Below are 25,442 nucleotides of genomic sequence, written 5' to 3'. Positions count from 1 at the left end.
AGAGGGGACGACCAGATGGGCATTGTCATTGAGGATTTGGCCGTGGCCTATGGTGGCCAGCGCGTGATCGACGGGCTGGCGCTGACGATCGAGCCTGGCTCGTTCTTCACGCTGCTCGGACCGTCCGGCTGCGGCAAGACCACGCTTCTGCGCACCATCGCCGGCTTCGTCCCCGCCGAGCGCGGACATATGCGCTTCGGCGGCACGGAGGTGACGCATCTGCCGCCGCACAAGCGCGATATCGGCATGTGCTTCCAGGATTACGCGCTCTTCCCCGACAAGACCGTGTTCGACAACGTCGCCTATGGCCTGCGCGCCCGCAAGCAGGCGGAAAGCGCGATCAAGCCCAAGGTCCAGGCGGCGCTGGAGCGCGTCGGCCTCGGTCATCTCGGCGCCCGCCATCCGGCTGCGCTGTCGGGCGGCCAGCGCCAGCGCGTCGCCCTGGCGCGTGCTCTCGTCATCCAGCCGAAGGTGCTGCTGATGGACGAGCCGCTCTCCAATCTCGACGCCAAGCTCAGGCTCCAGGTGCGCGAGACCATCGTCGAGCTGCAACGCGAGGCCAGGATCACCACGGTCTTCGTCACCCATGACCGGGAGGAGGCGCTCGCCATGTCCGACCGGATCGGCGTGATGAACCAGGGCCAGCTCGAGCAGGTCGGCACCCCCGCCCAGATTTATCGCGAGCCGCGCACCGGTTATGTCGCGGATTTCGTCGGCGGCGCCAACATCATCGCGGTCGAGACGCGGGCCAGGCAGGCCGGAGAGACCGGGCTCGTCACGCTCGACGGCATCACGATCGCGGCGCGCGCACCGGCCGCTATCGCGGCCGGCAAGGCGACGCTGGTCGCCCGTCCCGAGGATATTCTGCTGGTCGAGCATGGCACGGCCGACACGCTGCCGGCCCGCATCGCGCATCGCCAGTATCTCGGCGGCAAGACCAGCTACCAGGTCGCGCTCGACAGCGGCCGCATGCTCGCGGTCGACCTGCAAAGCGGCGCCCATGACCGTTTCGAGCCCGGCGCGACTGTGGGCCTCGGCTTCGATCCCACCCGCACGCTGGTGCTCGCGTCATGAGCCCGCAATTCCGCTCGATCTGGTTCTGGCTCTCGGCGCTGGCGTTGGCGATCCTGGCCGTCTTCCTGCTCTATCCGCTGCTCAACGTGCTGACCGGCTCGATCGGCAGCGGCGGCCGCAACGGTTGGGTGACGCTCGCCGGCGATCCCAAATATTTCGCCGCCATCGTCAACACCATCGTGCTCGGCATCGCCGTGACGCTGACGACGACGCTGATCGGCGTGCCGCTGGCCTATTTCACGGCGCGCTTCGACTTTCCCGGCAAGGGCATCGTCGCGGTGCTGCCGTTGATCACGCTCGTCATCCCCGAGGTCATCGCCGCCCAGACCTGGCTGATGATGCTCGGCAATAACGGCTTCATCACCCGCTGGCTCGGCGGCCACGGCATCGACATGCCGAGCTTCTACGGCTGGCCCGGCCTGATCACGGTGATGACCTTCACCTATTACACCTACACCTATATCGGCACGCTGGCGGCCATCCGCGGCTTCGACGTCCAGCTCGAGGAGGCCGCCCAAAGCCTCGGCACCTCGCCGGCCCGCTCGCGCCTCAAGGTCATGCTGCCGGTGGTCCTGCCCTCGGTCCTGGCAAGCGCGCTGCTGGTCTTCACGCTGGTCGTCGGCAATTTCGCCACGGCCACCATCCTCGGCAGCCGCGTGCAATTGCTCTCGGTCCTGACCTATCAGGCGGCCGTCGCCGAGGGCGGCTCCGACCCGGTGATGCAGTCGACGCTGGCCACCGTCTCGATCGCGCTCGTTATGATCGTGCTCTTCGTCCAGCGCTGGATCGTGGCGCGCGGCCGGCACGAGGTCACGCAAGGGCGTGGCGCGCGTGCCGAGAAACTGCGCGGCCTGCCCGGCCTTTTCATCGGCCTCAGCGCCGCCGTCCTGGTCATCGTCTCGCTCCTGCCGCTTGGCTCGATCGTCGTCGGCGCCTTCACGGTCTCGCGCGGTCCGGTGATGCGCTGGGGCGAATGGACCACCGCCCATGTCGAGCGGCTTGTGAAAATCGCGCCCGACCCAGTGATCAACACGCTGCTCTATTCGGCGGCTGCCACCGCAATCGGCATCACCTTCTCGGCCATCGTCAGCTATCTCATCGTCAAGAAGCGCAACATCCTGACCCCCGCGCTCGACTATCTGACGGCGCTGCCGCTGGCGCTCTCCGGCACGATCATCGGCATCGGCCTGATCATGTCCTTCAACATCGGCTTCCTGCCGTTGACGGGCACGGCCAGCATCATCGTGCTCGCCTATATCGTGCGCCGGTTGCCCTTCGGCATCCGTAACTCCTCCTCGACGCTCTACAACATCCCCAACTCGATCGAGGAGGCCTCGATCAGCCTCGGCGTGCCGCCGGTCTCGACCTTCTTCAAGGTCGTGCTGCCGCTGATGCTGCCGGCCGTCGCCGCCGCCGCGGTGCTGACCTGGACGACCACCGTCGCCGAGCTCTCGGCCTCGATCATCGTCTATTCCGGCGGGCGCGAGACCATGCCGATTCAGATCTACAAGCTGATCGACTCCAACCTGATGGCCCCGGCCTCGGCCTATGGCCTGGTGCTGGTCGCGGTGATCCTGATCCCGATCATCGTCGCGACCCGCGTCTTCAAGATCGACCTGTTCTCCTCGAAGAGCTGAACCATCGAACACGGCCGGGCCGGCGCCGCCTGCCGCCCGGATCAGAAGGGGAAGGCGGACAGAAAGGAACGACGATGACCCATCTGATCGACCGCCGCACCGTGCTCGCCGGCCTTGCCGGCATGGCCGCCGCACCCGCATTCGCGCAGAACGCCTCGGGCACTGTGGTGCTCTATACGTCGAACAATGCCCAGTCGGTCGATGCCGTGCTCGGCGTCGTCAAGGAGAAGCAGCCCAACCTCAAGATCAGCACGATCACCGGCGGCTCAGGCCAGCTGCTGCGCCGCATCGAGGCCGAGGCCGCCAAGCCTCAGGCCGACATCTTCTGGAGCTCCAGCGCCAATACGCTCGGCGCCTTCAAGCAGCTCTACGAGCCCTACGCCTCGCCGGAAGCAGCCAAGATCCCGGCAGCGCTGCGTCATCCCGAGAACCTCTGGACCGCCTCGAACCTCCAGGTCGTCGTCGCGATGATCAACAAGAACCAGCTCGGCGGGAAGCCGGCACCCAAGACCTGGAAGGATCTGGTCGACCCTGCCTTCAAGGGCAAGATCATCATCGCCGATCCCACCAACAGCTCGACCGCCTTCACCATCCTCTGGGGCGTCGGCAAGCTGATGGGACCGGAGGGCTTGAAGGCGCTCGCCGCGAACCTGATCGTCTCCAGTGCAGCCTCGACCGTGCTGCGTGCCGTCGGCCAGGGCGAATATGCGGTAGGGCTGACATTCGAGGGCAATGCCTACGCCTATGTCGCCGGCGGCCAGCGCGAGATCTCACTGCTCTACCCGGCCGAGGGCACGTTCTCGACGCCGGAATTCCAGGTCCTGGTCAAGGGCGCCCCGGCCGGCGCCGCCGCCAGGGCGGCCTATGACCTGATGCTGTCGAAGGAGGCGCAGATCGCCTTGCTGGAAAACGCCTTCCGCCGGCCGAGCCGGAGCGACATCGACGTCTCCAAGCATGTCGAATTGCCGGCCCTCGACAGCGTCAAGATCTTCGCCATCGACGAGGACGAGGCCGCTGCCAAGCGCGACGAGTTCCTCAAGCGCTGGCAGTCCTACGGCACCGCGACCAAATAGGCTCACCCTCCTTTTGCCTCCAACAAGCGCTCGACAGCACCGCGGTGGATCGGACATTGATCGACCGCGGGCTGGAAGACCGAGCAAGCACGTCGGTTCCCCATCGACGATTGCGGCTTCCTGCAAGGCGATCCGCTCGAAGGCGCGGATGCGTGCCTGCATTGCGTTCGAGATTGAGCCTCGGATGTCTCCGGCATTGACGCGGCACGCCAAAGCCATGAGTTCTCATCAAGCTCTGCCTTTTTTCTGATTTTCCGCGGCGCTACCAATAGGCACCGAGGCCGCATGGCATGAGCGGACCGGACAGAGGTGCGATAATGCGAACGGTTCCGATCTTCATTGCTCTCGTATCTTTCCTTGGCAGCGCGGGGCAGGCCTTCCCGGCGACGACCGAAACGATCGTGCTGATCCGCCATGGCGAGAAGCCGCCGGGCGGCGAGGGACGACTCGATTGCCATGGATTGAACAGGGCGAACGCGCTGCCTGCGGCGCTGACGAAGCAGTTCGGCCGTTTCGACGCGATCTTCGCCCCCGATCCAGATCAGATGAAGAAGGATGACGGCGTCAAATATCGCTATCTGCGTCCGCTCGAAACGGTGACGCCTCTGTCGAAGGCGACCGGCACCGCTGTCGATACGCGCTTCGGCTACAAGGAGACTGGAGATCTCAGGAGGGAACTGCTGTCGCCACATTATCGGGGGGCTACGCTGCTCGTCGCCTGGGAGCATAAGAAGCTCGTGAAGCTTGCCCGCGATCTCATCGAACATGGCGGCGGCGACCCGGGGCTGGTCGGCAAATGGTCTGGGCGCGACTTCGACAGCATCTACGTCATCCGGATCGTCCGTGACGGCGGCGTGACGAGCGCCAGCTTCGGGCGCAGCAGCGAGGGGCTGAACGCAGAGGGCAGCGCCGATTGTCGCTGAACGGGAAGGATGCGATCGGCTACGCGAAGTCTCGAAAAGGAGAGGACCCGGTTTGAGGTGGCCCTGCGGGATAACTCACAGCCCGCAGGCGCGGGGCGCTCTGAAAATATCGATATAATTCAGAATCTTGAACGCGATCGGAGGTTCAAGAGAGAAAGTGGTAGCGGGAGAGGGACTTGAACCCCCGACACGCGGATTATGATTCCGCTGCTCTAACCAGCTGAGCTACCCCGCCACAGGGCCGAGGCCGGCAGAGCCGGCTCGTCTTCGAGGCGCGATATAGGGGTCGCGCCGGGGCCGCGTCAAGCCTTGGATTGCGCGTTATCGGCAGAAGCATGCTTGCGCAGCCGGACGACCTTGAAATAGCCGCGCCCGACATGGACCGTCTCGTAGCGGCCCGTCGCCTTCGCCCACTCTGTCAGGCGGCTGACCTTGAAGTCGGAGCTCCAGCCGATCGCCTTCGAGAGCGGCGCGACCGCGCTCCAGAACGGCGCCAGCAGGCCGCCATCGTCGACGAGCCGGCTGGAGATGATGATCTCCCCGCCGGGCTTCAGGACACGGTCCATTTCGGCGAGGGCCTGCTCGGGATTGGGGACGAGCGTGATGACGAACTGGGCAGTGACCGCGTCGAAGCGTTCGTCGCCGAAGCCGAGCCGGCAGGCATCCATCACCATCAAGCCGTGGACATGGTCGAGCTTCTGGCTCTCGACCTTGCGATGGGCGACCTTCAGCATGTCGAGCGACAGGTCAGCGCCGAGTACGCGGGAATCGGGCGTGAAATAGGAGAGGGTGAGCCCGGTGCCGACGCCGATCTCCAGGATGTCCGGCCCGCAGGCGCAGGCCGCTTCCACCGCCTCGCGTTGCGGGCGCGCCAGCATGTTCTGGTAGATCCGGTCGTAAAACTTGGCCCAGGTCGCGTAGGCGCGCTTTTGGCCGTCGAGATCGTAGGTCACCGGCATGGGTCTGAAATCCGAACGGAAGAGCGAAGCCTGAGCGATCAGGACAGGGCGAGGGCGGCCGGCGCGGGCGCGGCCGGCAGGGCGAGCGGGCGCCGCAGGATGGTGCCGCCGCCAAGGACGCGGGAGCCGGGGCCGGCATCGGCATAGATCACGCAGGCCTGACCCGGCGAAACGCCTTCCTCGTCGCTGGCGAGTTCGATGCGCAGGCCGTCGGCGTCGCGGAACAGGCGTGCCTCGCGCGGCGCACGGGTCGAGCGCACGCGCACGGCGACGTCGAGCCCCTCCGAAGGAAGGGCGTCGAGCGACACCTCTCCGAGCCAGTTGAGGTCCCGCAGGCGGATTTCGCGGACGCTCAGCGCCTCGCGCGGGCCGACGATGACACGGGCGTCGTCGGCGTCGAGGCGCAGGACGTAAAGCGGCTCGCTGGCGCTGATACCCAAGCCCTTGCGCTGGCCGACGGTGTAATGCAGCACGCCGTCGTGATGGCCGAGGATGCGGCCGTCGAGATGGACGATGTCGCCGGGGCGGGCGGCGCCCGGCTTCAACCGCTCGATGACCTCGGCATAGCGGCCGTTCGGCACGAAGCAGATATCCTGGCTGTCGGGCTTGTCGGCGATGGCGAGGCCGAGCTCGGCCGCGAGCGCGCGGGTCTGCGTCTTGTCGATATGGCCGAGCGGGAAGCGCAGCAGGTCGAGCTGCTCCTGCGTCGTGGCGTAGAGGAAATAGCTCTGGTCGCGGCTCATGTCGGCCGCGCGGAACAGGCCGCGATGGCCATCACCGAGATCGCGGCTGAGCACGTAATGGCCGGTCGCCAGGGCGTCGGCGCCGAGTTCCTTGGCGAGATCCAGCAGGTCGCGGAACTTCACGGTCCGGTTGCACTCGACGCAGGGGATCGGCGTCTCGCCGGCGAGATAGCTTTCGGCGAAGCGCTCGATCACCGCGTCGCGGAAGCGGCTTTCGTAGTCGAGCACGTAATGCGGGATGCCGATCGTCTCGGCGACGCGGCGGGCGTCATGGATATCCTGCCCGGCGCAGCAGGCGCCGGCGCGGTGGACGGCGGCGCCGTGATCGTACAGCTGGAGCGTGACGCCGACGACGTCGTAGCCTTCGCGCTTGAGCAGGGCCGCGACCACCGAGGAATCGACGCCGCCGGACATTGCCGCGACGACGCGTGTCGCCGCGGGCGGCTTGGCGATGTCGAGGGAATTGCGGGTCGCGGTCATTCTCGGCTGTGTCGTCGCTGGCTCGGGGGGCGGGCGCGGGCATCGGCGCATGTGCCGGCTCTATACCGGCTTTGGCCGGATGCCGCCAGCAGGATCGGCAAATCCTGCCGATCCGGGCTGCGAAACCGGGCTCATCTTGCCTGTCTGCCGTGGCGCAACCGCTCTAAGGCCTTGATTCAAAACGGCACGTTTCTGGCTTGCAACTTGCTGGACAGGGTCGGGCGCGTTGTTGCCCGCGTCACGGGACCGTTCATGCCGATCCAGTCTGCGTTCACCAGTCAGGCCACTGCCGACGCTCCGGCTGCCCGGTCGCGCACTGCTCAAACCGAGCAGCGCGAGGGCGGCGAGGTCTTCACGCTGCCCGAGACCGACGCCGTCGACACCGGCGTGGCCAAGGCAGGCACGACAGGGAAGGCGGCTGCTTCCGGCGAGGTCGTGGCGGCCCAGGAAGCCGCGGTTGCCGAGCTGGTCGTCGATCCCGCCAAAGTCCAGGCGCAAGCGAATGCATCTCAAACCGCCGTCGTGCCGGCCGTGCCTGTCACGGCGCCCGCAGCATCCGGCAAACCCGCCCCGCCGGCCGCGAAGGCGGACGCGAGCGGAATCGCCTTCCTGATCGCGATGGCCGCCGCCCAGGCCGGCACTCAGCCCGATGCGGCTGGCGAAGGTGTCGCGACGAAAGCCGGGGAGGCCGTGGGCGAGGCCGGCAAGGACGGGACGAAGAAAGAAGGCAAGGCAGCAGCCGAAGATAAAGGCGAGGCCGCGGCGGCTGGCGCCGTTCCGGTGACCCAAAATCAGGCTGTGGCGACGCCGGTCGCAGTGACGATCGTGCCTGCTCTGCTTCAGCAAGGGGCGCTGATTGCCGTCGATGGAGCCGCCGGCGAGGCCACGGAAGCCGTCTCGGCCGAAGGTGGAGCGAAGAAGGATACCGCGAAGCCGGGCCTTGCCGTCGCGGCCGCCGGGCTGCCGCTGGTTGCGCTCTCAACGCCGGAACAGCCGCAGGCAGGGGCCGCTTCGGCGGCGGATGGCAAGGCAGTGCCGGGCAACGCCCACGCCGCAGGGACGACGGGGCAGGGCGCGCAGGAATTCGCCGACATCCTGGCCAAGGCCGATCAGCCGGCTGCCGCCAAAGGTGCAGCGGCTTCCGCCGATGCGAAGGCGTTCGACGCTCTCCAGCAGCAGCCGGCGGCTCCGTTCGACCTGTCCACCCTGTTGCAAGTGCCCGGAAAGCCTGGACAGGATCGTCTGCTCCAGCCGTTCGATCCGAATGCGGCGGCGGGCACAGCGCCCGGAGCTCCCGGACAGGGTACAGCGAGCAGCCAGCAGCCGACGCCGATCCATGTCGTGCCGATCGAGATCGGCCTGCGGGCGATGTCCGGCTCGCGGCAGTTCGACATCCGGCTTGATCCCGACGAGCTCGGCCGCGTCGACGTCAACCTGTCGATCTCCGACAAGGGCGAGGTCAGCGCTAAGCTGGTTGTGGACCGGGTCGAGACTCTGCATCTCCTGCAGCGCGATGCACGCACGCTGGAGCGCGCCTTCGAGCAGGCGGGCTTGAAGCCGTCCGATGGCGGCGTCGACATCACCTTGCGCGACCCGTCCGATCAATCGGCCTTCCGCCAGAACCGCCAGCAGGACGAGGCGCCGCAGCGCCAGCGGCAGCCCAGCGGTCTCGAACTCACCGAAGACGCCCCCCTTTCGACCGACCCCGCCCCACAGCGCCGCTTTGTCCGGCTCGGCGGCGTCGATCTCAGCATCTGAACGAGGACAAGCGCCATGGCTGTTTCCGGAACATCAGGCACTTCCGGCACATCGGGCACCAGCTCCAGCGGTGTGACCGGCACCACGAGCGGCATCGCCAATAATTTCGACCAGTTCCTGACGCTGCTGACGACGCAGCTCAAGAACCAGTCGCCGCTGGACCCGCTCGACACCAACCAGTTCACCCAGCAGCTCGTGCAGTTCGCCGGCGTCGAGCAGCAGCTCAAGACCAATGAGACGCTGGGCTCCCTGCTCAGCCTCAGCGCGGCGGGGACGGCGACGAACGCGGTCGGCTTCATCGGCTCGACGATCACGGCCGACGGCACCACGACGCGACTGGCCAACGGCAAGGCCGACTGGAAGGTCAACATGGCTTCGGCCGGCACCGGCACGATCACCATCAAGAACTCCAGCGGCAGCGTCGTCCAGACGATGACCCGGACGCTGACCGCTGGCGATCAGACCTTCAGCTGGGACGGCTCGACCTCGCTCGGCACCACCGCGCCGGATGGCGAGTACAGCATCTCGATCGACGCCAAGAATGTGCTGGGCGAGAGCGTCACGGCGAAGACGCAGGTCAGCGGCGTGGTCGACGGCGTCGACTTCACCTCGTCGATCCCGATGCTCAAGATCGGCTCGATCACGGTGCCGATCGACAAGGTCAAGAGCGTGGTGCGCGGCGATTGAGCAGCGGCGAATCAGTCGTGGACATCCGAGGCGATCGTTTTAGCCAATTCTTAAAGCCAGCCTCTTATGCTGCCCTCAGTAGCTCTGTTGAGTTGTGTGAGAGTACCATGACCGAGCCATTGCGACCGCGGGTGAAGTACGTGATCGGACCGGACGGAAGTCCGCTGACGATCGCGGACCTGCCCCCGATGAATACCAGGCGCTGGGTCATCCGGCGAAAGGCCGAGGTGGTGGCTGCCGTGCGCGGCGGGCTGCTGAGCCTCGAAGAGGCGTGCCAGCGCTATACGCTGACCGTCGACGAGTTCCTGAGCTGGCAGATGTCGATCGACCAGCACGGCCTCGCCGGCCTGCGGACGACCCGGATCCAGCACTACCGCCAGTAAGAAGCAGATATTCTCGTTTCTTTTCAAAGGCGTCGGCCCGAACAAGGCCGGCGCCTTTGGCGTTTGCGCGTCAGGCTTTGCGATAAAGTTAACGCCTGGCCCGGAAAAATTAACCAGCCGCTAACCATGCACCGGGAAAAACTTGCCTAGTGGGGCGGGACAGGTGTGCCGTACCCCGCGATTCTGTGGGACGGATGGCGGCGTGAACGGCCTGATCGAGCAGTTTGCCAAATTCGGAGCGGCGCGCCTGGCGGCCATGCTGGCCGTCACGCTGGTGCTCGTCGGCTTCTTCGGCTTCGTCATGCTGCGGATGTCCCAGCCGGCGATGAGCGTGCTGTTCTCGGATCTGGGAAGCCAGGATGTCAGCGCCATCCTCAAGGATCTCGACGCGCGCGGCATCAAATATGAGCTCCGCGGCGACGGGCAGACGGTGCTGGTGCCGAAGGCCGATGTGCCGCGCCTGCGCCTCGACCTCGCCAGCAAGGGTATCCCGGCCGGCGGCGGCGTCGGCTACGAGATCTTCGACAAGGGCGACGCCTTCTCCTCGACCAGCTTCGTCCAGAACATCAATCATCTCCGCGCGCTCGAGGGCGAACTGTCGCGCACCATCCGCTCGATCGGCCGGGTGCAGTCGGCGCGCGTCCATCTCGTCATTCCCGAGCGGCGCCTGTTCGAGCGCGACCGCGAGCCGCCGCGCGCCTCGATCGCGCTCAAGCTCGCGGGCGATCTCGACGCCGCGCAGGTCCGGGCCGTGCGCCATCTCGTCGCCTCGGCCGTCGATGGCCTGAAGCCCGAGCGCGTCTCGATCGTCGACGAGCGCGGCCGGCTTTTGGCGGACGGCGCCCAGAGCGACCAGGGCCTGATCGGCCTCGGCATCGAGGAGCGCCAGACCGCGATCGAGAAGCGCATCAAGTCGCAGGTCGAGGACATCGTCGCCAGCGTCGTCGGCTACGGCCGGGCGCGGGTGCAGGTTTCGGCTGCGCTCGACACCAACCGCGTCGAGAGCCGCTCCGAGAGCTACGATCCGGAAAGCCGCGTCCTGCGCTCCAGCCAGAACCGCACGGAGGCCTCGACCACGACCGAGGGCGGCAACGGCACGGTGACCGTCGGTAACGAGTTGCCCGGCGCGCAGCAGACGCAAGGGGCGCAGCAGAACCAGCGCGAGAACTCCTCGAAGAACGAGGAAGTCGCCAATTACGAGATCTCGCGCACGACCCGCACCGAGGTGCTGGAAGGTGGGCGGGTCAAGAAGCTCTCGGTCGCCGTCCTCGTCGACGGCAACTACACCCGCAGCCCGGCCGGCGAACTGTCCTATCAGCCGCGCAACAACGAGGAACTGGACCGCATCGGCGAGCTCGTGCGCACGGCTGTCGGCTTCGATCAGGGCCGAGGCGACAAGGTCGAGGTCGTCAACCTGCGCTTCGCCGAGGCACCGCCGCCGCCGGCCGAACTCGCCGAGCAGACGCTGCTGCAGCAGCTCACCTCCTTCACCCGCGAGGACCTCGTCCGCTTCGCCGAACTCGGCGTCATCTCGCTGCTCACCGTGATCGTGCTGATGACGGTGGTGCGCCCGCTGCTGAAGCAGGTACTGGCTTCCGACAACAGCAATGTCCGTGCGATCCCCTCCTTCATGCGCAATGGCGGCACCGCCCTGGCCGGGCCTGCCGGTGCGACCGGCGACCCTGCCAGCAGCGTGCGGGCGGTGACGGTCGGTCCCGATGGCGAGCCGCTTCCCATCGAGGTTGATGCGCCGCCTTCCGAGCGGATGCTGGCGATCGCGCAGGTCAAGGGCCAGCTCAAGGCACAGTCCGTGGAAAAGATCGGGGTCCTGGTCTCGCAGAACCCGTCCGATTCGGTCGCGGTTCTGCGGAGCTGGATTCACGAGAAGTCCGCCGCGTGACGGGGCGCTGAACCATGGCCGAATCCCGATCCATCGCACCGCGGAACTCCGGTTTCCAGGACGCCATCGAGGGCGGCGGCTTCGGCGTGACCACCGTCGCCGAGATGAGCGGCCCGCAGCGCGCCGCCGTCATCTTGCTCGTGCTGGGCGAGGATCACGGCCGCGCGATCTGGCAGGAATTCGACGATGACGAGATCCGGATCATCACACGCGCCATGGCGGAGCTCGGGACGGTCGATGCCGACGAGGTCGAAAGGCTGATGCTCGACTTCGTCGGCAAGCTCTCCAGCGCCGGCGCAGTGACGGGATCGTTCGACCGGACCATCTCGCTGCTCGAGAAGATCCTGCCGACCGACCAGGTCGCGCTGATCATGGAGGAGATCCGCGGGCCTGCCGGCCGCAACATGTGGCAGAAGCTCGGCAATATCGACGCCGTGGTGCTCGCGAACTTCCTCAAGAACGAATATCCGCAGACCATTGCGGTGATCCTGTCGAAGATCCGGCCCGAGCATGCCGCCAACGTCCTGCGCAACCTGCCGAACGATCTCTCGATCGAAGTCGTCGGCCGCATGCTGCGGCTGGAATCGGTGCAGAAGGAAGCGCTCGACCATATCGAGAACACGCTGCGCACCGAATTCGTCTCGACCTTGACCCAGACGCGCCGGCGCGATCCGCACGAGATGATGGCCGAGATCTTCAACGGCTTCGACCGGCAGACCGAGCTGCGCTTCCTCGCGGCGCTGGATGCATCGAACCAGGATTCGGCGGAACGCATCCGCGCCCTGATGTTCACCTTCGACGATCTCGCCAAGCTCGATCCCGCCGGGTTGCAGACCCTGGTGAGCCAGGCCGACAAGAGCATGCTGGCGCGCGCGCTCAAGGGCGCCAGCCAGTCGATGCGCGACCTCTTCTTCGGCGCCATGTCACAGCGTGCCGCCAAGAACATGCAGGACGACATGGCGACCCTGGGCCCCTTGCGCCTCAAGGAGGTTGACGAGGCTCAGACGACGCTCGTCCAGATGACCAAGGACCTGGCCGAAAAGGGCGAGATCGTGCTGTCCAAGGGCAGCGCCGACGACGAGTTGGTTTACTGAGATGACGTCCGCGAAGAAATTCATGTTTGGAACCGACTTCCGCGAAGGCAGCCGCAAGGCTGCCGGCGAGGCCGAACTCGCCGCCGCGCGCGCGGAGGGGTTTCACGCCGGGGTCGACCATGCGCATCGCGAGGCGCAGGGCCAGCTTGCCGGCCTGACGGGGCAGCTCGCGCGGTCGGCCGAGCGGCTGTTCGCCCAGGAGGCGGCCCGTACGGCTGCGGTCGAGGAACATGCGGCGCATGTCGCGATCGCGACGGCGAAGGCACTGGCTGGGGCGGCGCTGGCCGAGAAGCCGTTGGCCGCTCTGGAAGGGGCCGTTCGCGAGTGCCTGAGCCATGCCCGCACCGCGCCGCATCTGGTGCTGCGCGTCCATGAGAGCATGGTCGAGGCGGCCGAAGAACTGGTCCGGAAGCTCGCGGCCGAACACGGCTTCGCCGGCAAGCTGATCGTGCTCGGGCAATCCGACATCGTGCCCGGCGACGGGCGTATCGAATGGGCGGAGGGCGGCTTCGTCCTCGACAGCCAGCAACTCACGGCTCTGGTCGAACAGGCGGTCGCGCGCGTGTTCGGCCATGGCCAACCATGAAGGTCTGAGCCATGAGCCCGGAGAACGATCTCAATCTGCCGCCGCTGAACCAGGCCGACCTGTCCTTCGACCAAGGCGACATGTCGGTCGCCCGTTCCGGCCCGGTGCCGGTCAAGACGGCCGAGGATCTCGAGCAGGTCTTCGACGTGCCAGTCACGGTCTCCGCCGTGCTCGGCTCTTCGAAGGTCGCGGTCGGCGACCTCTTGCAGATCGTGCCCGGCGCGGTGCTGGAGCTCGACCGGCGCGTCGGTGAAGCGATCGACATCTTCGTCAACGAGCGGCTGGTCGCACGCGGCGAGGTTGTCGTCGTCGAGGACCGGCTCGGCGTGACCATGACGGAAATCATCAAGGCGGACCGGTGACGGCCCGCCCCATGACATCGACGAACGGAAGGACCTGAGCCATGCGCCTCATCATCGCCGGCGGTCTCAAGGGACAGATCATCGCAGCCGCCAAGATCGCCATGTCGCATGGCGCGGCCGTGACCCATACGGAAAGCCTCGACCAGACGCTGGCCGTGCTGCGCGCCAAGGGTGCCGATTTGCTGATGATCGACGTCGTGCAGCCGATCGCGGCTTATGTCGCGGCGCTGGACAGCGAGCGCATCCGCACGCCGATCGTTGCCTGCGGCACCTCGACCGATACGCGCGCCGCCGTAGCCGCAATCCAGGCTGGCGCCCGCGAATACGTGCCGCTGCCGCCCGATCCGGAATTGATCGCGGCGGTGCTGGAGGCGGTTGCGGCCGACCAGTCCAGCCTGATCTGGCGGGATCCGGCGATGGAGCGCGTCGTGCAGCTCGCCACGCAGATCGCGCGCTCGGAAGCGCCGGTGCTCGTCACCGGCGAGAGCGGCACCGGCAAGGAGGTGATTGCGCGCCACCTCCACCAGAAATCGGGGCGCAAGGACCGGCCCTTCGTTGCGGTGAACTGCGCCGCGATTCCCGACAATCTGCTCGAATCCGAGTTGTTCGGCCATGAGAAGGGCGCCTTCACCGGCGCTATCGCGCGCCGCATCGGCAAGTTCGAGGAGGCTAATGGCGGCACGCTGCTGCTCGACGAAATCTCGGAAATGGATGTCCGCTTGCAGGCCAAGCTTCTGCGCGCGCTGCAGGAGCGCATGATCGACCGCGTCGGCGGCACGCAGCCGGTCAAGGTCGATATCCGGATCATCGCGACCTCGAACCGCAACCTTGCCGACGCCGTGCGCGAAGGCTCGTTCCGCGAGGACCTGCTCTATCGGCTCAATGTCGTGCATCTGCGCCTGCCGGCGTTGCGCGAGCGGCCGGGCGATATCCTGGCGCTGGCCGATCATTTCGCCAAGAAATATGCTGATCTGAACGGGTTGCCGCCCAGGCCGATCGCGGCCGATGCACGCAAGCTGCTGCTCACCAGTGCGTGGCGCGGCAATGTGCGGGAACTTGAGAACACGATGCACCGGGCGGTGCTGTTGGCGAGCGGGCCGGAAATCGCGGCGACCGCCGTGCTCAGCCCGGAAGGGGAGGCGCTGGCGCCGGCCCCGTCACGCGATCCGGCTGCACGCGCGGCCCAAACGGCGGAGGCGATGACGCGCTCGCTGGTCGGACATACCGTCGCCGATGTCGAGCGCGAGCTGATCCTCGATACGCTAGATCACTGCCTTGGCAACCGCACGCATGCCGCCAAGATCCTGGGAATCTCGATCCGCACGCTGCGCAACAAGCTCAGCGAATATACGTCGGCGGGGATCACGGTCGCCGAGCCGGGCCAGACGCGCATCAGCGCTGCCTGACCCGGGCGTTCAGCCGTTACCAGTAGCGCCTGCGGTAATAGTAGCGCGGGCGTGCGTAGTAGCGCGGCCGGTAGTAGTAGCGCGGGCGGTAGTAGTGGCGCCGGTAGTAGCGCGGCCGGCGATAGTAGTAGTACTGGCTGAATTCGGCGTCGGTCTTGTCGAGCGCCTCCTTCATCTCGGCGGTCACGGCTTCCTCGCCCTTGGCGGGCTCGGCGTCCGGAAGCGGTGCCAGCTTGGGCTGGGCCGCTTCGGCAACGGCGATGCCGCCCATGCCGGCTGCGGCAAAACCACCGACCAGTGTCATCAGGAATGAGCGTCTGTCCACGACGGCCTCCAGGCTGTTGTCACCCTATCTCCAGCAGCATTCTTAGTGAGGGAATGCCGGTGGGGAATAATGCATTTAAATGATGCTTTGTTCCATTGGGGCGGTTTTCGCGCGCTATGGTTACGCGCGGCGCGTCAATCGACGGCATTGAGCGGCCTCGCCACGCTTTCGAGCGGCTGGCGCTCGGCCCGGATCGCGAAGCGCGCCGCGATCAGGGCCGCCGCCAGCATCAGGACGGCCCCCAGCAGATAGCCGCCGAAGACGCTGCCACGCGAACCGGTGTCGATGAGGATGCCGAAGAGCCAGGGGCCGGCGATGCCGCCCGCGCCGGTGCCGAGCGCATAGAACATCGCGATGGCGAGCGCGCGCATCTCGACCGGGAAGGTCTCGGAGACGGTGAGATAGGCGGAACTCGCAGCGGCCGAGGCGAAGAAGAAGACGACGCTCCAGCAGAGCGTGAGCTGCGAGGCCGTGAGCCAATCCTTCCAGAAGAGGTAGCCGGTTCCGGTCAGCAACAGCCCCGACAGGGCATAGGTCGCGGCGATCATGACGCGCCGGCCGAGCGTATCGAAGAAGCGGCCGATCAGAAGGGGCCCGAGGAAATTGCCGGCCGCGAAGGGCAGGATGAACCAGCCGATCTTCTGCGAGGGCACGGCGTAGAAATCGGTCAAAATCAGCGCATAGGTGAAGAAGATCGCGTTGTAGAAGAACGCCTGCGACAGCATCAGCATGAGTCCGACCAGGGCGCGCTCGCGATGGACGACGAAAAGCGCCCGGAAGACCTCGCCGAGCGGTGTCGCGGCGCGGGGGCGCAGGCGGGTCAGGGGCAGGACCTCGCCGGCAGGCGAGACGAAGCCGGCCCGGCGCTCGATATCGGCGACGATCGCCGCGGCGCGCTCGGGGTGACCATGGCTGATCAGCCAGCGCGGGCTTTCCGGAATCCATTGCCGCAGGAAGAGAATGACGAGGCCGAGCGCCGCACCGATGAAGAAGGCGAGGCGCCAGCCATATTCGGGGGCGATCAGAGCGGGATCGAGCAGGACGATGGCGCCGAGCGCGCCCAGCGCAGCGCCGATCCAGAACGAGCCGTTGATGACGAGATCGGTCCAGCCGCGCACACGGGCCGGGACCAGTTCCTGGATCGTCGAGTTGATCGCCGTGTATTCGCCGCCGATGCCCATGCCTGTGAAAAAGCGAAAGAGGATGAAGCTCCAGACATTCCAGGAGAAGGCGGTGGCTGCCGCGGCGGTGAGATAAACGAGCACCGTGATCGTGAAGAGCTTCTTGCGGCCCAACCGGTCGGTGAGCCAGCCGAAGAACACCGCGCCAAGCACCGCGCCGGCGATATAGGCGGCACCGGCCATGCCGATCTCGGTATTGGTGAATTTGAGGGCCGGGCTTTCCTTGAGGGCGCCCGAGACCGAGCCGGCGAGCGTGACTTCGAGCCCATCGAGGATCCAGGTGATGCCGAGGGCGACGACCACGAGCGTGTGAAAGCGCGACCAGGGCAGGCGGTCGAGCCGGGCGGGCACGTCGGTTTCGACGATGACAGGCGCTGCGTCTGTCAGGTCAGGGGCCGGCACGACGTCCTCCCATCGAACCGCCGCTCCCGGCGGAAGCGGCGGGGCTTTCCAGGAGCGGGCAGAAGCCCGCGAGGCGTCAGTAGACGCGGCGGCGTGTCACGACGCGGCGCACGGGCCGGCCGAACCGATCGCGCCGCACCACGACGCGCCGATCGACGACGACGGGACGGCCACGGCGGTTATGGCGATAAACCCGTTCACGACGGACGACCTGGGTGAATTCGGCATCGGCCTCATCGAGCTTGCGCGCGGTTTTTGCGTCGAGCGCCTGTGGATCGGCAGGGGGCAAAGGTTGAGGCGCCGGAGCAGCGGCCTTTGCAAGGTCGGTCCCTGCCAGGGCGGCGCCGCCGATGCTGGCGATCGCGAGACCACCGAAAAGGCTGGTGATGAAAGAACGTCTATCCAATTGATCCTCCTCAAGTCCGGCTTGAAACGCCGGTTTGTCGGCCCGTTCCCGAAGTCTCGGGTCGAATGCGGCCGTAACAGGGTCTTTCGATAACAGGGCGTTCAGGAAAAGGTTCCAGATGGAATTTCCTGGGCGGTCTTAACCACTCGTTCACCATATGCCCGGCAAGAATTGCCGAGCTGCGCCCTGCTTCGGGGCGTATGAGGCGTGGGGCGGAGCGGTCGATGACCGATGTGACGGCAGGTCAGGGCGGAGGCTTCGCCATTCCCGATCGCGGCGCGCTCGGGAAGCTGTTCAACCGTCCCGACCTGTTCCTTGCCGTCGGCGTCATGGGCATCCTGGTGGTGCTCATCTTCCCGATGCCGGCGATCCTGCTCGATCTGATGCTGGCACTCTCGATCATTGTGTCGGTGCTGGTGCTGATGACGGCGCTGTTCATCGAGGAGCCGTTGGAATTCTCGGCCTTTCCGACGGTGCTGCTGATCGTCACGATGTTCCGCCTGGCACTGAACCTCGCCTCGACGCGCCTGATCCTGGCCCATGGCCACGAGGGGACTTCCGCTGCGGGCCACGTCATCGAGGCCTTCGCAGGCTTCGTGATGAGCGGCAATTTCGTGATCGGCGTGATCGTCTTCACGATCCTGATCATCGTGAACTTCGTCGTCATCACCAAGGGCTCGGGCCGTATCGCCGAAGTCGCGGCGCGCTTCACCCTCGATGCCATGCCCGGCAAGCAGATGGCGATCGACGCCGACCTTTCCGCCGGCCTCATCGACCAGGATACAGCAAAGGTTCGTCGCAAGGCGCTGGAGGACGAATCCTCCTTCTTCGGCTCGATGGACGGTGCCTCGAAATTCGTCCGCGGCGACGCCATCGCCGCCCTGCTGATCACCTTCATCAACGTGCTCGGCGGCATCGTCATCGGCGTGGCGCAGCAGGGGCTGAGCTTCGGCCAGGCGGCGCATAACTATACCCTGCTCACCGTCGGCGACGGCCTCGTCAGCCAAGTGCCGGCGCTGATCGTCTCGACCGCAGCGGGCCTGCTCGTCTCGAAGGCGGGCGTCCGCGGCGCGGCCGACAAGGCGCTCGGTAAGCAGCTCTCCAGCTATCCCAAGGCGCTCGGCATGTCGGCCGCCGTCATGCTGCTGATCGCGCTGCTACCGGGCATCCCGATGCTGCCCTTCCTGCTGCTGGCGGCCGGTGCGGGCTTCCTGGCCTATCGTTTCGGCAAGGCGGCCAAGGCGCGCGAGGCGCAGCAGGGTGTGCTTGATCCGGCGCAGGCCGGGGGGACGGTCGCGGCGGATGGTACGCCACGCGAGGAGACGCTCAACGACCTCCTCAAGATGGACGAGCTCAAGATCGAGATCGGTTACGGCCTCCTGCCGCTGGTCAACGCGCCGAGCGGGCAGGACCGGCTCACCGATCAGGTCCGGGCCTTGCGCCGGCAGCTGGCGGCCGAACTCGGCTTCGTCATGCCGGCGGTGCGCATCGTCGACAACGTCCAGCTCGAGGCGAACCACTACTTCATCAAGATCAAGGAGATCGATGCCGGCCAGGGCATCGTCTATGCCGGCCAGTACATGGCGATGGATCCCATGGGCGGGGCCGTGAACCTGCCGGGTCACAACGTGCTGGAGCCGACCTTCGGCCTGCCGGCGACCTGGATCGACGCGGCGCTGCAGGACGAGGCGCAGTTGCGCGGCTACACCGTGGTCGACGCCGCGACCGTGATCTCGACGCATCTCACGGAGGTGTTGAAGTCGAACATGCCGGAGTTGCTCTCGCATTCCGAAGTGCAGAAGCTTCTGCGCGAGCTGCCGAAGGACCATGCCGATCTCGTCAAGGAGATCGTGCCGAGCCAGATCTCGACCACCGGCATCCAGCGCGTGTTGCAGCTCCTGCTCTCCGAGCGCATCTCGATCCGCGACCTGCCGACGATCATCGAGGGGATCGCAGAGGTTTCGGCGAGCATGCGCAATCCGCGCGAGATCGCCGAGCATGTCCGCGCGCGCCTCGCCCGCCAAATCTGCGCCCAGTTCTCCAACATGCAGGGCGTGCTGCCGATCATCACGCTGTCGCCGGCCTGGGAAGGCGTCTTCGCCGAGTCGATCATCGGCCAGGGCGAGGATCGCCATCTCGCCATGCAGCCCTCGCGCCTGCAGGAATTCGTGCATCACGTCCGCGACAAGTTCGAGGATGCCGCCCGCATCGGCGAGATGCCGGCGCTGGTCACTTCGGCGATGGCGCGGCCCTTCGCCCGCCAGATCATCGAGCGCTTCCGCCGGGAGACGCCGGTGCTGTCGCAGGCCGAGATTCATCCGCGCGTGCGCCTCAAGACGGTCGGCAGCGTCTGAGCCCTTTGCGCCACCCGTTTCCACGGGGGCGCGATGCCTGCGGCGCAATGGTCAGCGCCATAGGCTGCGGCTAAGCGGACATCATGTCGCGCAACGCTCTCCTCTTCGCCGTCATGTGCCTCGTCTGGGGTCTGACGTGGCTGCCGGTCAAGGTCGGATCGACGCATGTGCCGCCGGTCTTCCTGGCGGCGGTGCGCTTTTCGATCGCCGGTTTCCTGATGCTGGTCTGGGCCGGGCGTGATGCGCCCAAGGTGCCGGCCAGCGCCTGGCCCCGTTTGATCGGCACGGCTCTGCTGCTCAATACCGTCAATTATGCCTTGCTGTTCTGGGGCACGAAACACGCGCCGACCGGGCTCGCGGCCATCGTCAATTTCGCGACCATCCCGATCTATACCCTGCTGGCCAGCCGGGCGATCGAGGGCGTGCACATCGACGGGCGCAAGATCGCCGCGATTGCGCTCGGAACCGTCGGGCTTTGCTTCCTGTTCGCGACGCGGGCGATGGGCGGGCTCTCAGTCGCCCATGGCGATCCGCTTGAAGCGATGGGGCTTGCGGCGGTCGCAGGTGGCACGCTGTTCTACTGCGTCGGCGCGGTGCTCTCCCGGCCGATCGCCAGGACGATGCCGACGCTGACGCTGGCCGGCTGGCAGACGCTGATCGGCGGCATCGGCTTGACCGCGGTTTCGCTCGCGCTGGAGCCGATCAGCTATGCCGATGTCCGAGCACTGGCGAGCTGGCCGGTCCTGCCGGCCGTGGTCTTCCTCGTGATCGGCGGCTCGCTGATGGGCTTCACCATCTATATGCGGCTGCTGCGCGACTGGGGCGCTTTCCGGGCCGGGCTCTATGCCTTCGTCAGCCCGGCCATCGCGGTCGCGGTCGGCGTTCTGGCGCTCAGCGAGCCCTTCGGCTGGTCGGAAGCGATCGGCGCGTTGCTCATGTTCGGCGCGGCGGCGATCGCGCTCAAGCGCTGACGGCCTTTTTTGCGCATCGGCTTGCCCCGAAAGCCGGTTCCCAGTTTTCGAACCGATGCTAGGGCGGCGGGGCGATGCGGGTGCTGCGCTTGAGTTGCGCGCGCTCGAAGGCGAGCACGATCGGCAGCGAGAAGACCAGCGGCAAGATGAGATAGAACAGCCGCCAAATCAGCAGCGCGGCGAAGACGGCCGGTGCCGGCACGGTCGGCATCACCGCCAGGAAGACAGCCTCCATGACGCCGACGCCGCCGGGAACCTGGCTGAGCAGCCCGGCCGAGAAGGAGAGCAGGAAGGCGCCCAGCACGATCAGGAAGCCCGGATTGCCCTGGTCGGGCAGGGCGAAATAGATGATGCCGGCGGCGCCCGCGAGTTCGAGCGGGGCTGCGAGATACTGCCTGAAGACGATGGGCAGCCGCGGATAGATGATCTCGAACTTGCCGATCTTCAGCGGCCTGAAGCGCAGCCACGAGCCGATGGTGTAGAGCGCGACGAAGGCGAGCATGCCGACGCCGATCAGGCGCGCCGTGCCATCGCTGATCGCGAACCATTTCGACATCCGTTCCAGCGGATGCAGGATCTGCGGCTCGTAGAGCAGCACCAGCCCCATCAGAAAGATCGTGCCGAAGGCGAAGGTGAAGGAGCAAAGCGCGACGAGGACGGCGACCTCCGCCGCCGTCAGGCCCTTCGCCGTATAGGCACGGTAGCGCACCATGCCGCCGGAGAAGACCGAGGCGCCGATATTGTGCGAGAGCGCATAGGTCACGAAGGAGCAGAGCGAGATATAGAACCAGGAAATGCCCTTCTCCTTGCCGAGATGGATCAGGGCGATGCGGTCGTACCAGGCGAGCGCGGCATAGGCGACCAGCGTCGCCAGCGCGGCATGGAAGAAGGCTTCCGGCGGGATCACCGCGATCTTGTGGCCGATGCGGTGGGCGATGATCTTGATGCTCTGCCAGAGGCTGGCATCGGCGAGCAGCGCCTCGATCGTGGCGTCGGAGCCGGCTTCGGCCTTGAGCTTGCTCCAGAGCAGTTCGACGGACCAGACGACCGCGACGAGCCCGATGATCGGCCAGAGATAGTCGAGATAACGTTTCATGGAGGCCGCGGGTTCTGAACAGGATGGTGACGGGCAACGGCTGGCCCACGTCGTCACCGCTGCGGCGCGAACCTTTCCCCTCTCTGCCAGTGGGGAAGGGCGAGGGCAAGCATTTGAGACTGCCCGTCCTCACCCAGGGTCAAGGGAGGGAAGGAGCGGCTACTTGCCGTTCTTCTTCAGCCAGTCCTTCATCATCGCGACCTCCTTCTCCTGGTCGCGGATGACGCTTTCGGCGAGCTTGCGGATCTCGGGGTCCTTGCCATGGGCCAGGACGATCCTGGCCATGTCGATCGCGCCCTGATGATGCGGGATCATGCCGCGGACGAAATCGGCATCGGCATCGCCGGAATAGGGGATGTCCATCTCCTTGTGCATCTTCATATTGGCGTCGCGATAGGCCCTGGTCGAGGCGCTGTCGCCAGCCTTCGTGGGCGCGGTGGTGCCATGGCCCGCATGGGACTGCTGGGCCTGGGCGGTGCCGGCAAGCAGGCTGGCGGCAAGCAGGGCGGCGAGGGCAATGGTGTTACGCTTCATCTGTCTAGATCCTTGATCGATGGATAGGCGGACCGTGCCGCGAGGCGGCATCGTGATCCCCTGGAAAATCGGCTTCAGGCGAAACGCGCCGGTCGCGGCGGTCGCTCCGCCGGTTCTGTCGAACGGTCTTGAACCACCGTGGCCGAGGCGGGCGGCAACCGCGACCAGCGGACCGCGATCGGCCGCATGGGCGCGGCAGGGGCTTCGGCGATCAAGCCACAGCCGATGATGCAGCAGGGCGGACCTGCGGCTGCTTGCGCGTCTCCGGTCTTGTGGCAGGGGGCCGGCGCGTGCGCCTGTTCGCCCGAAGTCGCCTGCATGCTCACGGCATGGTGTTCTGGGGCAGGAACCGGCATGCACATCATCGACGCTGCCAGCGTGAGATGCGGCAGCACAGCGAAGCACATCACCAGGAGGCCGAACAGCCAGCTGGCGGGCCGACGACTTTGCGGTCGTCGCCTCGATCCGTCTGTGCTCTCAGGCCGGGCATGCATCATTGCGTCGTGATCTTTCGAACGCGATCATGTCATGATCGCGGCGACGATCCCGATTTTCGAGCCGAGCGCGCCTGCCTTCCATGTCCCAGAGCCTGACCATCACCCTAACCGGAACGACCGACCTGCCGCCCGGCAAGATCGCGACGATCGTGACTTCGCTGGAGATGTTCGCACGGCCGCCGGAGCGGCCCGATCCTCCTGGCATGGAAGGTTTTTCGCTCGAAGGGATCGGCCGCGCCGAGATCGAGCGCTATCTTGCCGTCTACCGGCTGCTCGGCGAGCGCTGGATGTGGTTCAGCCGCCTGACCAAGCCGCGTGCCGAGCTCGGGGCGGTGTTCGCCGACCCGGCCATCGAGGTCTACGCCGTTCGCCATGAGGGGCGCGATGTCGGCTTGCTCGAGCTGGATTTCCGCGTGGCGGGGGAGGGCGAGCTCGCCTTCTTCGGGCTGGACGAGCCCGTGGTCGGCAAGGGTGCGGGGCGCTGGCTGATGAACCGGGCGCTGGCGCTGGCCTGGGCCAAGCCGATCTCGCGCTTCTGGGTGCATACCTGCACGCTCGACCACCCGGCCGCGCTCGCCTTCTACCAGCGCTCGGGCTTCACCGTGTTCAAGCGCGGGGTCGAGGTCGACGACGATCCACGCCTGAGCGGCAAGCTGCGGCGCGACTCCGTCGTGCACCATCCCGTCATTGCATGAAAAAGGCGGCGCCCCGAGGACGCCGCCTTTTTCTGAATTCTTGAAAACGGGCTCAGACGCGCGAGCGCAGCCCGATCGCGTCCATCGTGGCCTGGTCGCGGGCGGCTTCCGCCGCGCGCTCCGAAGCGCGTTCGCGATCGTCGAGAATCTCGACCTTCTTCATGTCCTCGAAGGCTTCCTGCAATTCGGCCTTGGCCTCGTCGAGCTGGCCCTTCAGGTTGTCGGCCGACTGGCGCAGGTTGTCGCGGCGGCCGAGGGCTGCCTTGGCATAGGTCGGATAGGCGAAATGGGCGGGGTCCGCGATGCCGGCGCGCGATTCCTCGGCCTGGATCTCGCGATCGAGATCGCTCGCCATCCGATGAAAATCGGCGATCATCATCTCGATCTGGCTTACCCGGCGACGTTTCTCGTCGACCTGGAAGCGCTTGAGCCGAAGAAGCGTCTCTCGCGACTTCATGTCGTTTTCAACTCCTGATTACGCATCGGCGCTGCCGACCCCTCGGCGCGCGCCCGAACTCCATACGCGAGACGTGGAGCAACATGGCGCAAGGAGGTTGACCTTTCCTTACCGGAACGGGCTGCCTTTTACGCATGATCAGGTCGCGCCCCGGCTGCTGCCACGGGTTGTCGGGATGATCTAGTGAATCGGGAGGCGAGGCCGCCCGGCCTCCTGCTCCGCGGATTCCCTCTCTTGGCTGCCACTTCTCGTTTCGGCGCGCACGGCCCTCTGCTGCTGGGCCTCGCGCTCACACGCATCATCGGCTGGGGCTCGACCTTCTATTCGCCCTCGGTGCTGGTCGGCGCGCTCGATCGCGAGATCGGACTCAATGCCGAGATCGTCTTCGGCGGCATTACCATCCTGCTGATCACAGGTGCTCTTGTCGCCCCCGCGATCGGGCGCGTGCTCGACCGCGAGGGCACGCGGCGCTCGATGTGCGTGGGCGCCGTGATCTGCGCGCTCGGGCTTGGTGTGCTATCGCTGGCGCAGGGACCGGTGAGCTACCTCGCGAGCTGGCTCGTGATCGGGCTCGGCCATGCGATGTCGCTGGCCAATACAGGCAATGTCACCATCGCCCAGTTGATGGGCGAGCGGACGCGGCGCGTCATCGGCCTGATGATGCTGGTCACCGGGCTCGCCTCCAGCGTGTTCTGGCCGTTGACCGCCACGCTGATGAACGCCTTCGGCTGGCGGATCACGCTTATCGTCTTCGCGGCGATGCAGCTCGTCATCGTGCTGCCGATCTATGCGTCGATCCCGCGTTACCGGCATGCGCCGGCGCCCGAGGCCAAGCCGGCTGACGTTGCCGGAGCGACCTCTGCCAGCGAACAAGGCAGCGTGGCAGCGCATTCGCGCAGGGCTGCTTTCTGGCTGGTGGCGCTTGCCTTCTCGGCGAGTGGGCTCGTGTCCTGGGGATTGCCGCTGCATTTGATCACGTTGTTCCAGGAGGCGGGACTGACGCAGTCCGAGGCCGTCTGGGTCGCGACCCTGAGCGGCCCGGCGACGCTTGCCGCACGTGCTATCGACGCGACCTTGGGCGAGCGCCTGCCGGCGGAGAAGGTCTCGCTGTTCGGCCTGCTGCTGGGGCCGGTGCTTTGCCTCGCGCTGCCCTTCGTGCCGATGACGATCACGACCGCGGCGATCTTCATCGCCTTGTTCAGTGCGGCGCTCGGCGTGATCTCGGTGGCGCGGGCGACGCTGCCGCTCGCCCTGTTCGGCCGGAATGGCTTCGCTGCGATGCTCGGCAAGCTCACCGTGCCCCAGAACATGACCTTCGCGGCAGCGCCGCTGCTCTTTGCGGTGATGGTCGAGCGGCTCGGGGTGAACCCGACGCTGATGATCTCGGCAGCGATTCAGGCCGTCGGCTTCGCTGCGATGTTCGCGCTGGTGCGGATGGTGGCGCGAGGCTGAGGCCTGC

The 25,442-nt window shown here is 66.5% G+C and carries 24 protein-coding genes and 1 tRNA gene; 16 read left to right on the top strand and 9 right to left on the bottom strand.

What is annotated here, in order from left to right; all coding sequences use genetic code 11:
- Positions 1–15 precede the first annotated feature (15 nt).
- From Q0Q36_RS07325 to Q0Q36_RS07310, 4 genes are all read left to right on the top strand, one after another.
- Positions 16–1,074, top strand: a complete 1,059-nt coding sequence (locus Q0Q36_RS07325; RefSeq protein WP_293796833.1) for an ABC transporter ATP-binding protein — start codon at positions 16–18, stop codon at positions 1,072–1,074.
- Positions 1,071–2,711 carry an iron ABC transporter permease gene (locus Q0Q36_RS07320; protein WP_293796832.1) on the top strand — a complete coding sequence of 547 codons (1,641 nt, stop codon included), beginning with the start codon at positions 1,071–1,073 and terminating at the stop codon, positions 2,709–2,711. Before Q0Q36_RS07325 ends, Q0Q36_RS07320 begins: the two co-directional genes overlap by 4 nt.
- A gap of 74 nt (positions 2,712–2,785) precedes the next feature.
- Complete coding sequence (locus Q0Q36_RS07315; protein WP_293796831.1) at positions 2,786–3,784, top strand: extracellular solute-binding protein; 999 nt, start codon at positions 2,786–2,788, stop codon at positions 3,782–3,784.
- A gap of 317 nt (positions 3,785–4,101) precedes the next feature.
- Entirely contained in the window at positions 4,102–4,707 is a 606-nt protein-coding gene (locus Q0Q36_RS07310; RefSeq protein WP_293796830.1) for a hypothetical protein, read from the top strand.
- Positions 4,708–4,865: 158 nt separating this feature from the next.
- Here Q0Q36_RS07310 and Q0Q36_RS07305 read toward each other — a convergent pair.
- The 3 genes from Q0Q36_RS07305 to mnmA form a co-directional block, all read right to left on the bottom strand.
- A tRNA-Met gene (locus tag Q0Q36_RS07305) sits at positions 4,866–4,942 on the bottom strand.
- Positions 4,943–5,009: 67 nt separating this feature from the next.
- On the bottom strand, positions 5,010–5,666 hold the full coding sequence (locus tag Q0Q36_RS07300; RefSeq protein ID WP_293796828.1) for a class I SAM-dependent methyltransferase: 657 nt from the start codon (positions 5,664–5,666) through the stop codon (positions 5,010–5,012).
- Between the two features lie 38 nt (positions 5,667–5,704).
- Positions 5,705–6,823: a tRNA 2-thiouridine(34) synthase MnmA gene (gene mnmA / locus Q0Q36_RS07295; protein WP_293796826.1), complete on the bottom strand. Its 1,119-nt coding sequence runs from the start codon at positions 6,821–6,823 to the stop codon at positions 5,705–5,707.
- On the opposite strand from mnmA, the gene Q0Q36_RS07290 reads away from it, so the two are divergent.
- The 8 genes from Q0Q36_RS07290 (at position 6,716) to Q0Q36_RS07255 (ending at position 15,065) form a co-directional block, all read left to right on the top strand.
- Positions 6,716–8,647, top strand: a complete 1,932-nt coding sequence (locus Q0Q36_RS07290; protein WP_293796825.1) for a flagellar hook-length control protein FliK — start codon at positions 6,716–6,718, stop codon at positions 8,645–8,647. The genes mnmA and Q0Q36_RS07290 overlap by 108 nt on opposite strands.
- A 15-nt stretch (positions 8,648–8,662) precedes the next feature.
- Positions 8,663–9,334: a flagellar hook capping FlgD N-terminal domain-containing protein gene (locus Q0Q36_RS07285; RefSeq protein ID WP_293796824.1), complete on the top strand. Its 672-nt coding sequence runs from the start codon at positions 8,663–8,665 to the stop codon at positions 9,332–9,334.
- 107 nt (positions 9,335–9,441) lie between these two features.
- On the top strand, positions 9,442–9,717 hold the full coding sequence (locus tag Q0Q36_RS07280; protein WP_038359348.1) for a DUF1153 domain-containing protein: 276 nt from the start codon (positions 9,442–9,444) through the stop codon (positions 9,715–9,717).
- A gap of 202 nt (positions 9,718–9,919) precedes the next feature.
- Positions 9,920–11,617 (top strand): flagellar basal-body MS-ring/collar protein FliF, encoded by a 1,698-nt coding sequence (gene fliF / locus Q0Q36_RS07275; protein WP_293796816.1) that lies wholly within the window; start codon positions 9,920–9,922, stop codon positions 11,615–11,617.
- Positions 11,618–11,631: 14 nt separating this feature from the next.
- The gene (gene fliG / locus Q0Q36_RS07270) at positions 11,632–12,711 is read left to right on the top strand and encodes a flagellar motor switch protein FliG (RefSeq protein ID WP_293796815.1); all 1,080 of its coding nucleotides are present in this window, start codon (positions 11,632–11,634) and stop codon (positions 12,709–12,711) included.
- Between the two features lie 22 nt (positions 12,712–12,733).
- Complete coding sequence (locus Q0Q36_RS07265; protein ID WP_293796814.1) at positions 12,734–13,297, top strand: FliH/SctL family protein; 564 nt, start codon at positions 12,734–12,736, stop codon at positions 13,295–13,297.
- Between the two features lie 80 nt (positions 13,298–13,377).
- Entirely contained in the window at positions 13,378–13,659 is a 282-nt protein-coding gene (gene fliN, locus Q0Q36_RS07260) for a flagellar motor switch protein FliN (protein WP_257731529.1), read from the top strand.
- 41 nt (positions 13,660–13,700) lie between these two features.
- Positions 13,701–15,065, top strand: a complete 1,365-nt coding sequence (locus Q0Q36_RS07255; protein ID WP_293796813.1) for a sigma-54-dependent Fis family transcriptional regulator — start codon at positions 13,701–13,703, stop codon at positions 15,063–15,065.
- A 16-nt stretch (positions 15,066–15,081) separates the two neighbouring features.
- Here Q0Q36_RS07255 and Q0Q36_RS07250 read toward each other — a convergent pair whose 3' ends face one another.
- From Q0Q36_RS07250 to Q0Q36_RS07240, 3 genes are all read right to left on the bottom strand, one after another.
- Positions 15,082–15,390, bottom strand: a complete 309-nt coding sequence (locus Q0Q36_RS07250; RefSeq protein ID WP_293796811.1) for a hypothetical protein — start codon at positions 15,388–15,390, stop codon at positions 15,082–15,084.
- Positions 15,391–15,524: 134 nt separating this feature from the next.
- On the bottom strand, positions 15,525–16,973 hold the full coding sequence (locus tag Q0Q36_RS07245) for an MFS transporter (protein ID WP_293796809.1): 1,449 nt from the start codon (positions 16,971–16,973) through the stop codon (positions 15,525–15,527).
- 76 nt (positions 16,974–17,049) lie between these two features.
- Positions 17,050–17,379 (bottom strand): hypothetical protein, encoded by a 330-nt coding sequence (locus tag Q0Q36_RS07240; protein WP_293796807.1) that lies wholly within the window; start codon positions 17,377–17,379, stop codon positions 17,050–17,052.
- 224 nt (positions 17,380–17,603) lie between these two features.
- Between Q0Q36_RS07240 and flhA the strand changes: the two genes are divergently transcribed.
- Both flhA and Q0Q36_RS07230 read left to right on the top strand, forming a co-directional pair.
- On the top strand, positions 17,604–19,733 hold the full coding sequence (gene flhA, locus Q0Q36_RS07235; protein WP_293796805.1) for a flagellar biosynthesis protein FlhA: 2,130 nt from the start codon (positions 17,604–17,606) through the stop codon (positions 19,731–19,733).
- Between the two features lie 83 nt (positions 19,734–19,816).
- Complete coding sequence (locus Q0Q36_RS07230; RefSeq protein WP_265055843.1) at positions 19,817–20,704, top strand: EamA family transporter; 888 nt, start codon at positions 19,817–19,819, stop codon at positions 20,702–20,704.
- Between the two features lie 58 nt (positions 20,705–20,762).
- On the opposite strand, the gene Q0Q36_RS07225 is transcribed toward Q0Q36_RS07230, so the two are convergent.
- A complete protein-coding gene (locus Q0Q36_RS07225; protein WP_293796802.1) occupies positions 20,763–21,800 on the bottom strand; it encodes a YbhN family protein in 1,038 nt (345 codons plus the stop codon).
- A gap of 159 nt (positions 21,801–21,959) precedes the next feature.
- Positions 21,960–22,334, bottom strand: coding sequence for a DUF305 domain-containing protein (locus Q0Q36_RS07220; protein WP_293796801.1), 375 nt, complete (start codon positions 22,332–22,334; stop codon positions 21,960–21,962).
- A 577-nt stretch (positions 22,335–22,911) separates the two neighbouring features.
- Between Q0Q36_RS07220 and Q0Q36_RS07215 the strand changes: the two genes are divergently transcribed.
- A complete protein-coding gene (locus Q0Q36_RS07215) occupies positions 22,912–23,526 on the top strand; it encodes a GNAT family N-acetyltransferase (RefSeq protein ID WP_293796800.1) in 615 nt (204 codons plus the stop codon).
- 52 nt (positions 23,527–23,578) lie between these two features.
- Here the strand turns inward: Q0Q36_RS07215 and fliJ are convergent, their stop codons facing one another.
- A complete protein-coding gene (gene fliJ / locus Q0Q36_RS07210; RefSeq protein ID WP_047574070.1) occupies positions 23,579–23,983 on the bottom strand; it encodes a flagellar export protein FliJ in 405 nt (134 codons plus the stop codon).
- A 234-nt stretch (positions 23,984–24,217) separates the two neighbouring features.
- Here fliJ and Q0Q36_RS07205 point away from each other — a divergent pair, with 234 nt between their 5' ends.
- Positions 24,218–25,435 (top strand): MFS transporter, encoded by a 1,218-nt coding sequence (locus tag Q0Q36_RS07205; protein WP_293796798.1) that lies wholly within the window; start codon positions 24,218–24,220, stop codon positions 25,433–25,435.
- Positions 25,436–25,442 lie beyond the last annotated feature (7 nt).

It is taken from the genome of uncultured Allobosea sp. (assembly GCF_945957345.1).
Classification (GTDB): Bacteria; Pseudomonadota; Alphaproteobacteria; order Rhizobiales; family Beijerinckiaceae; genus Allobosea.
This window is presented reverse-complemented; position numbering and strand designations above follow the sequence as displayed.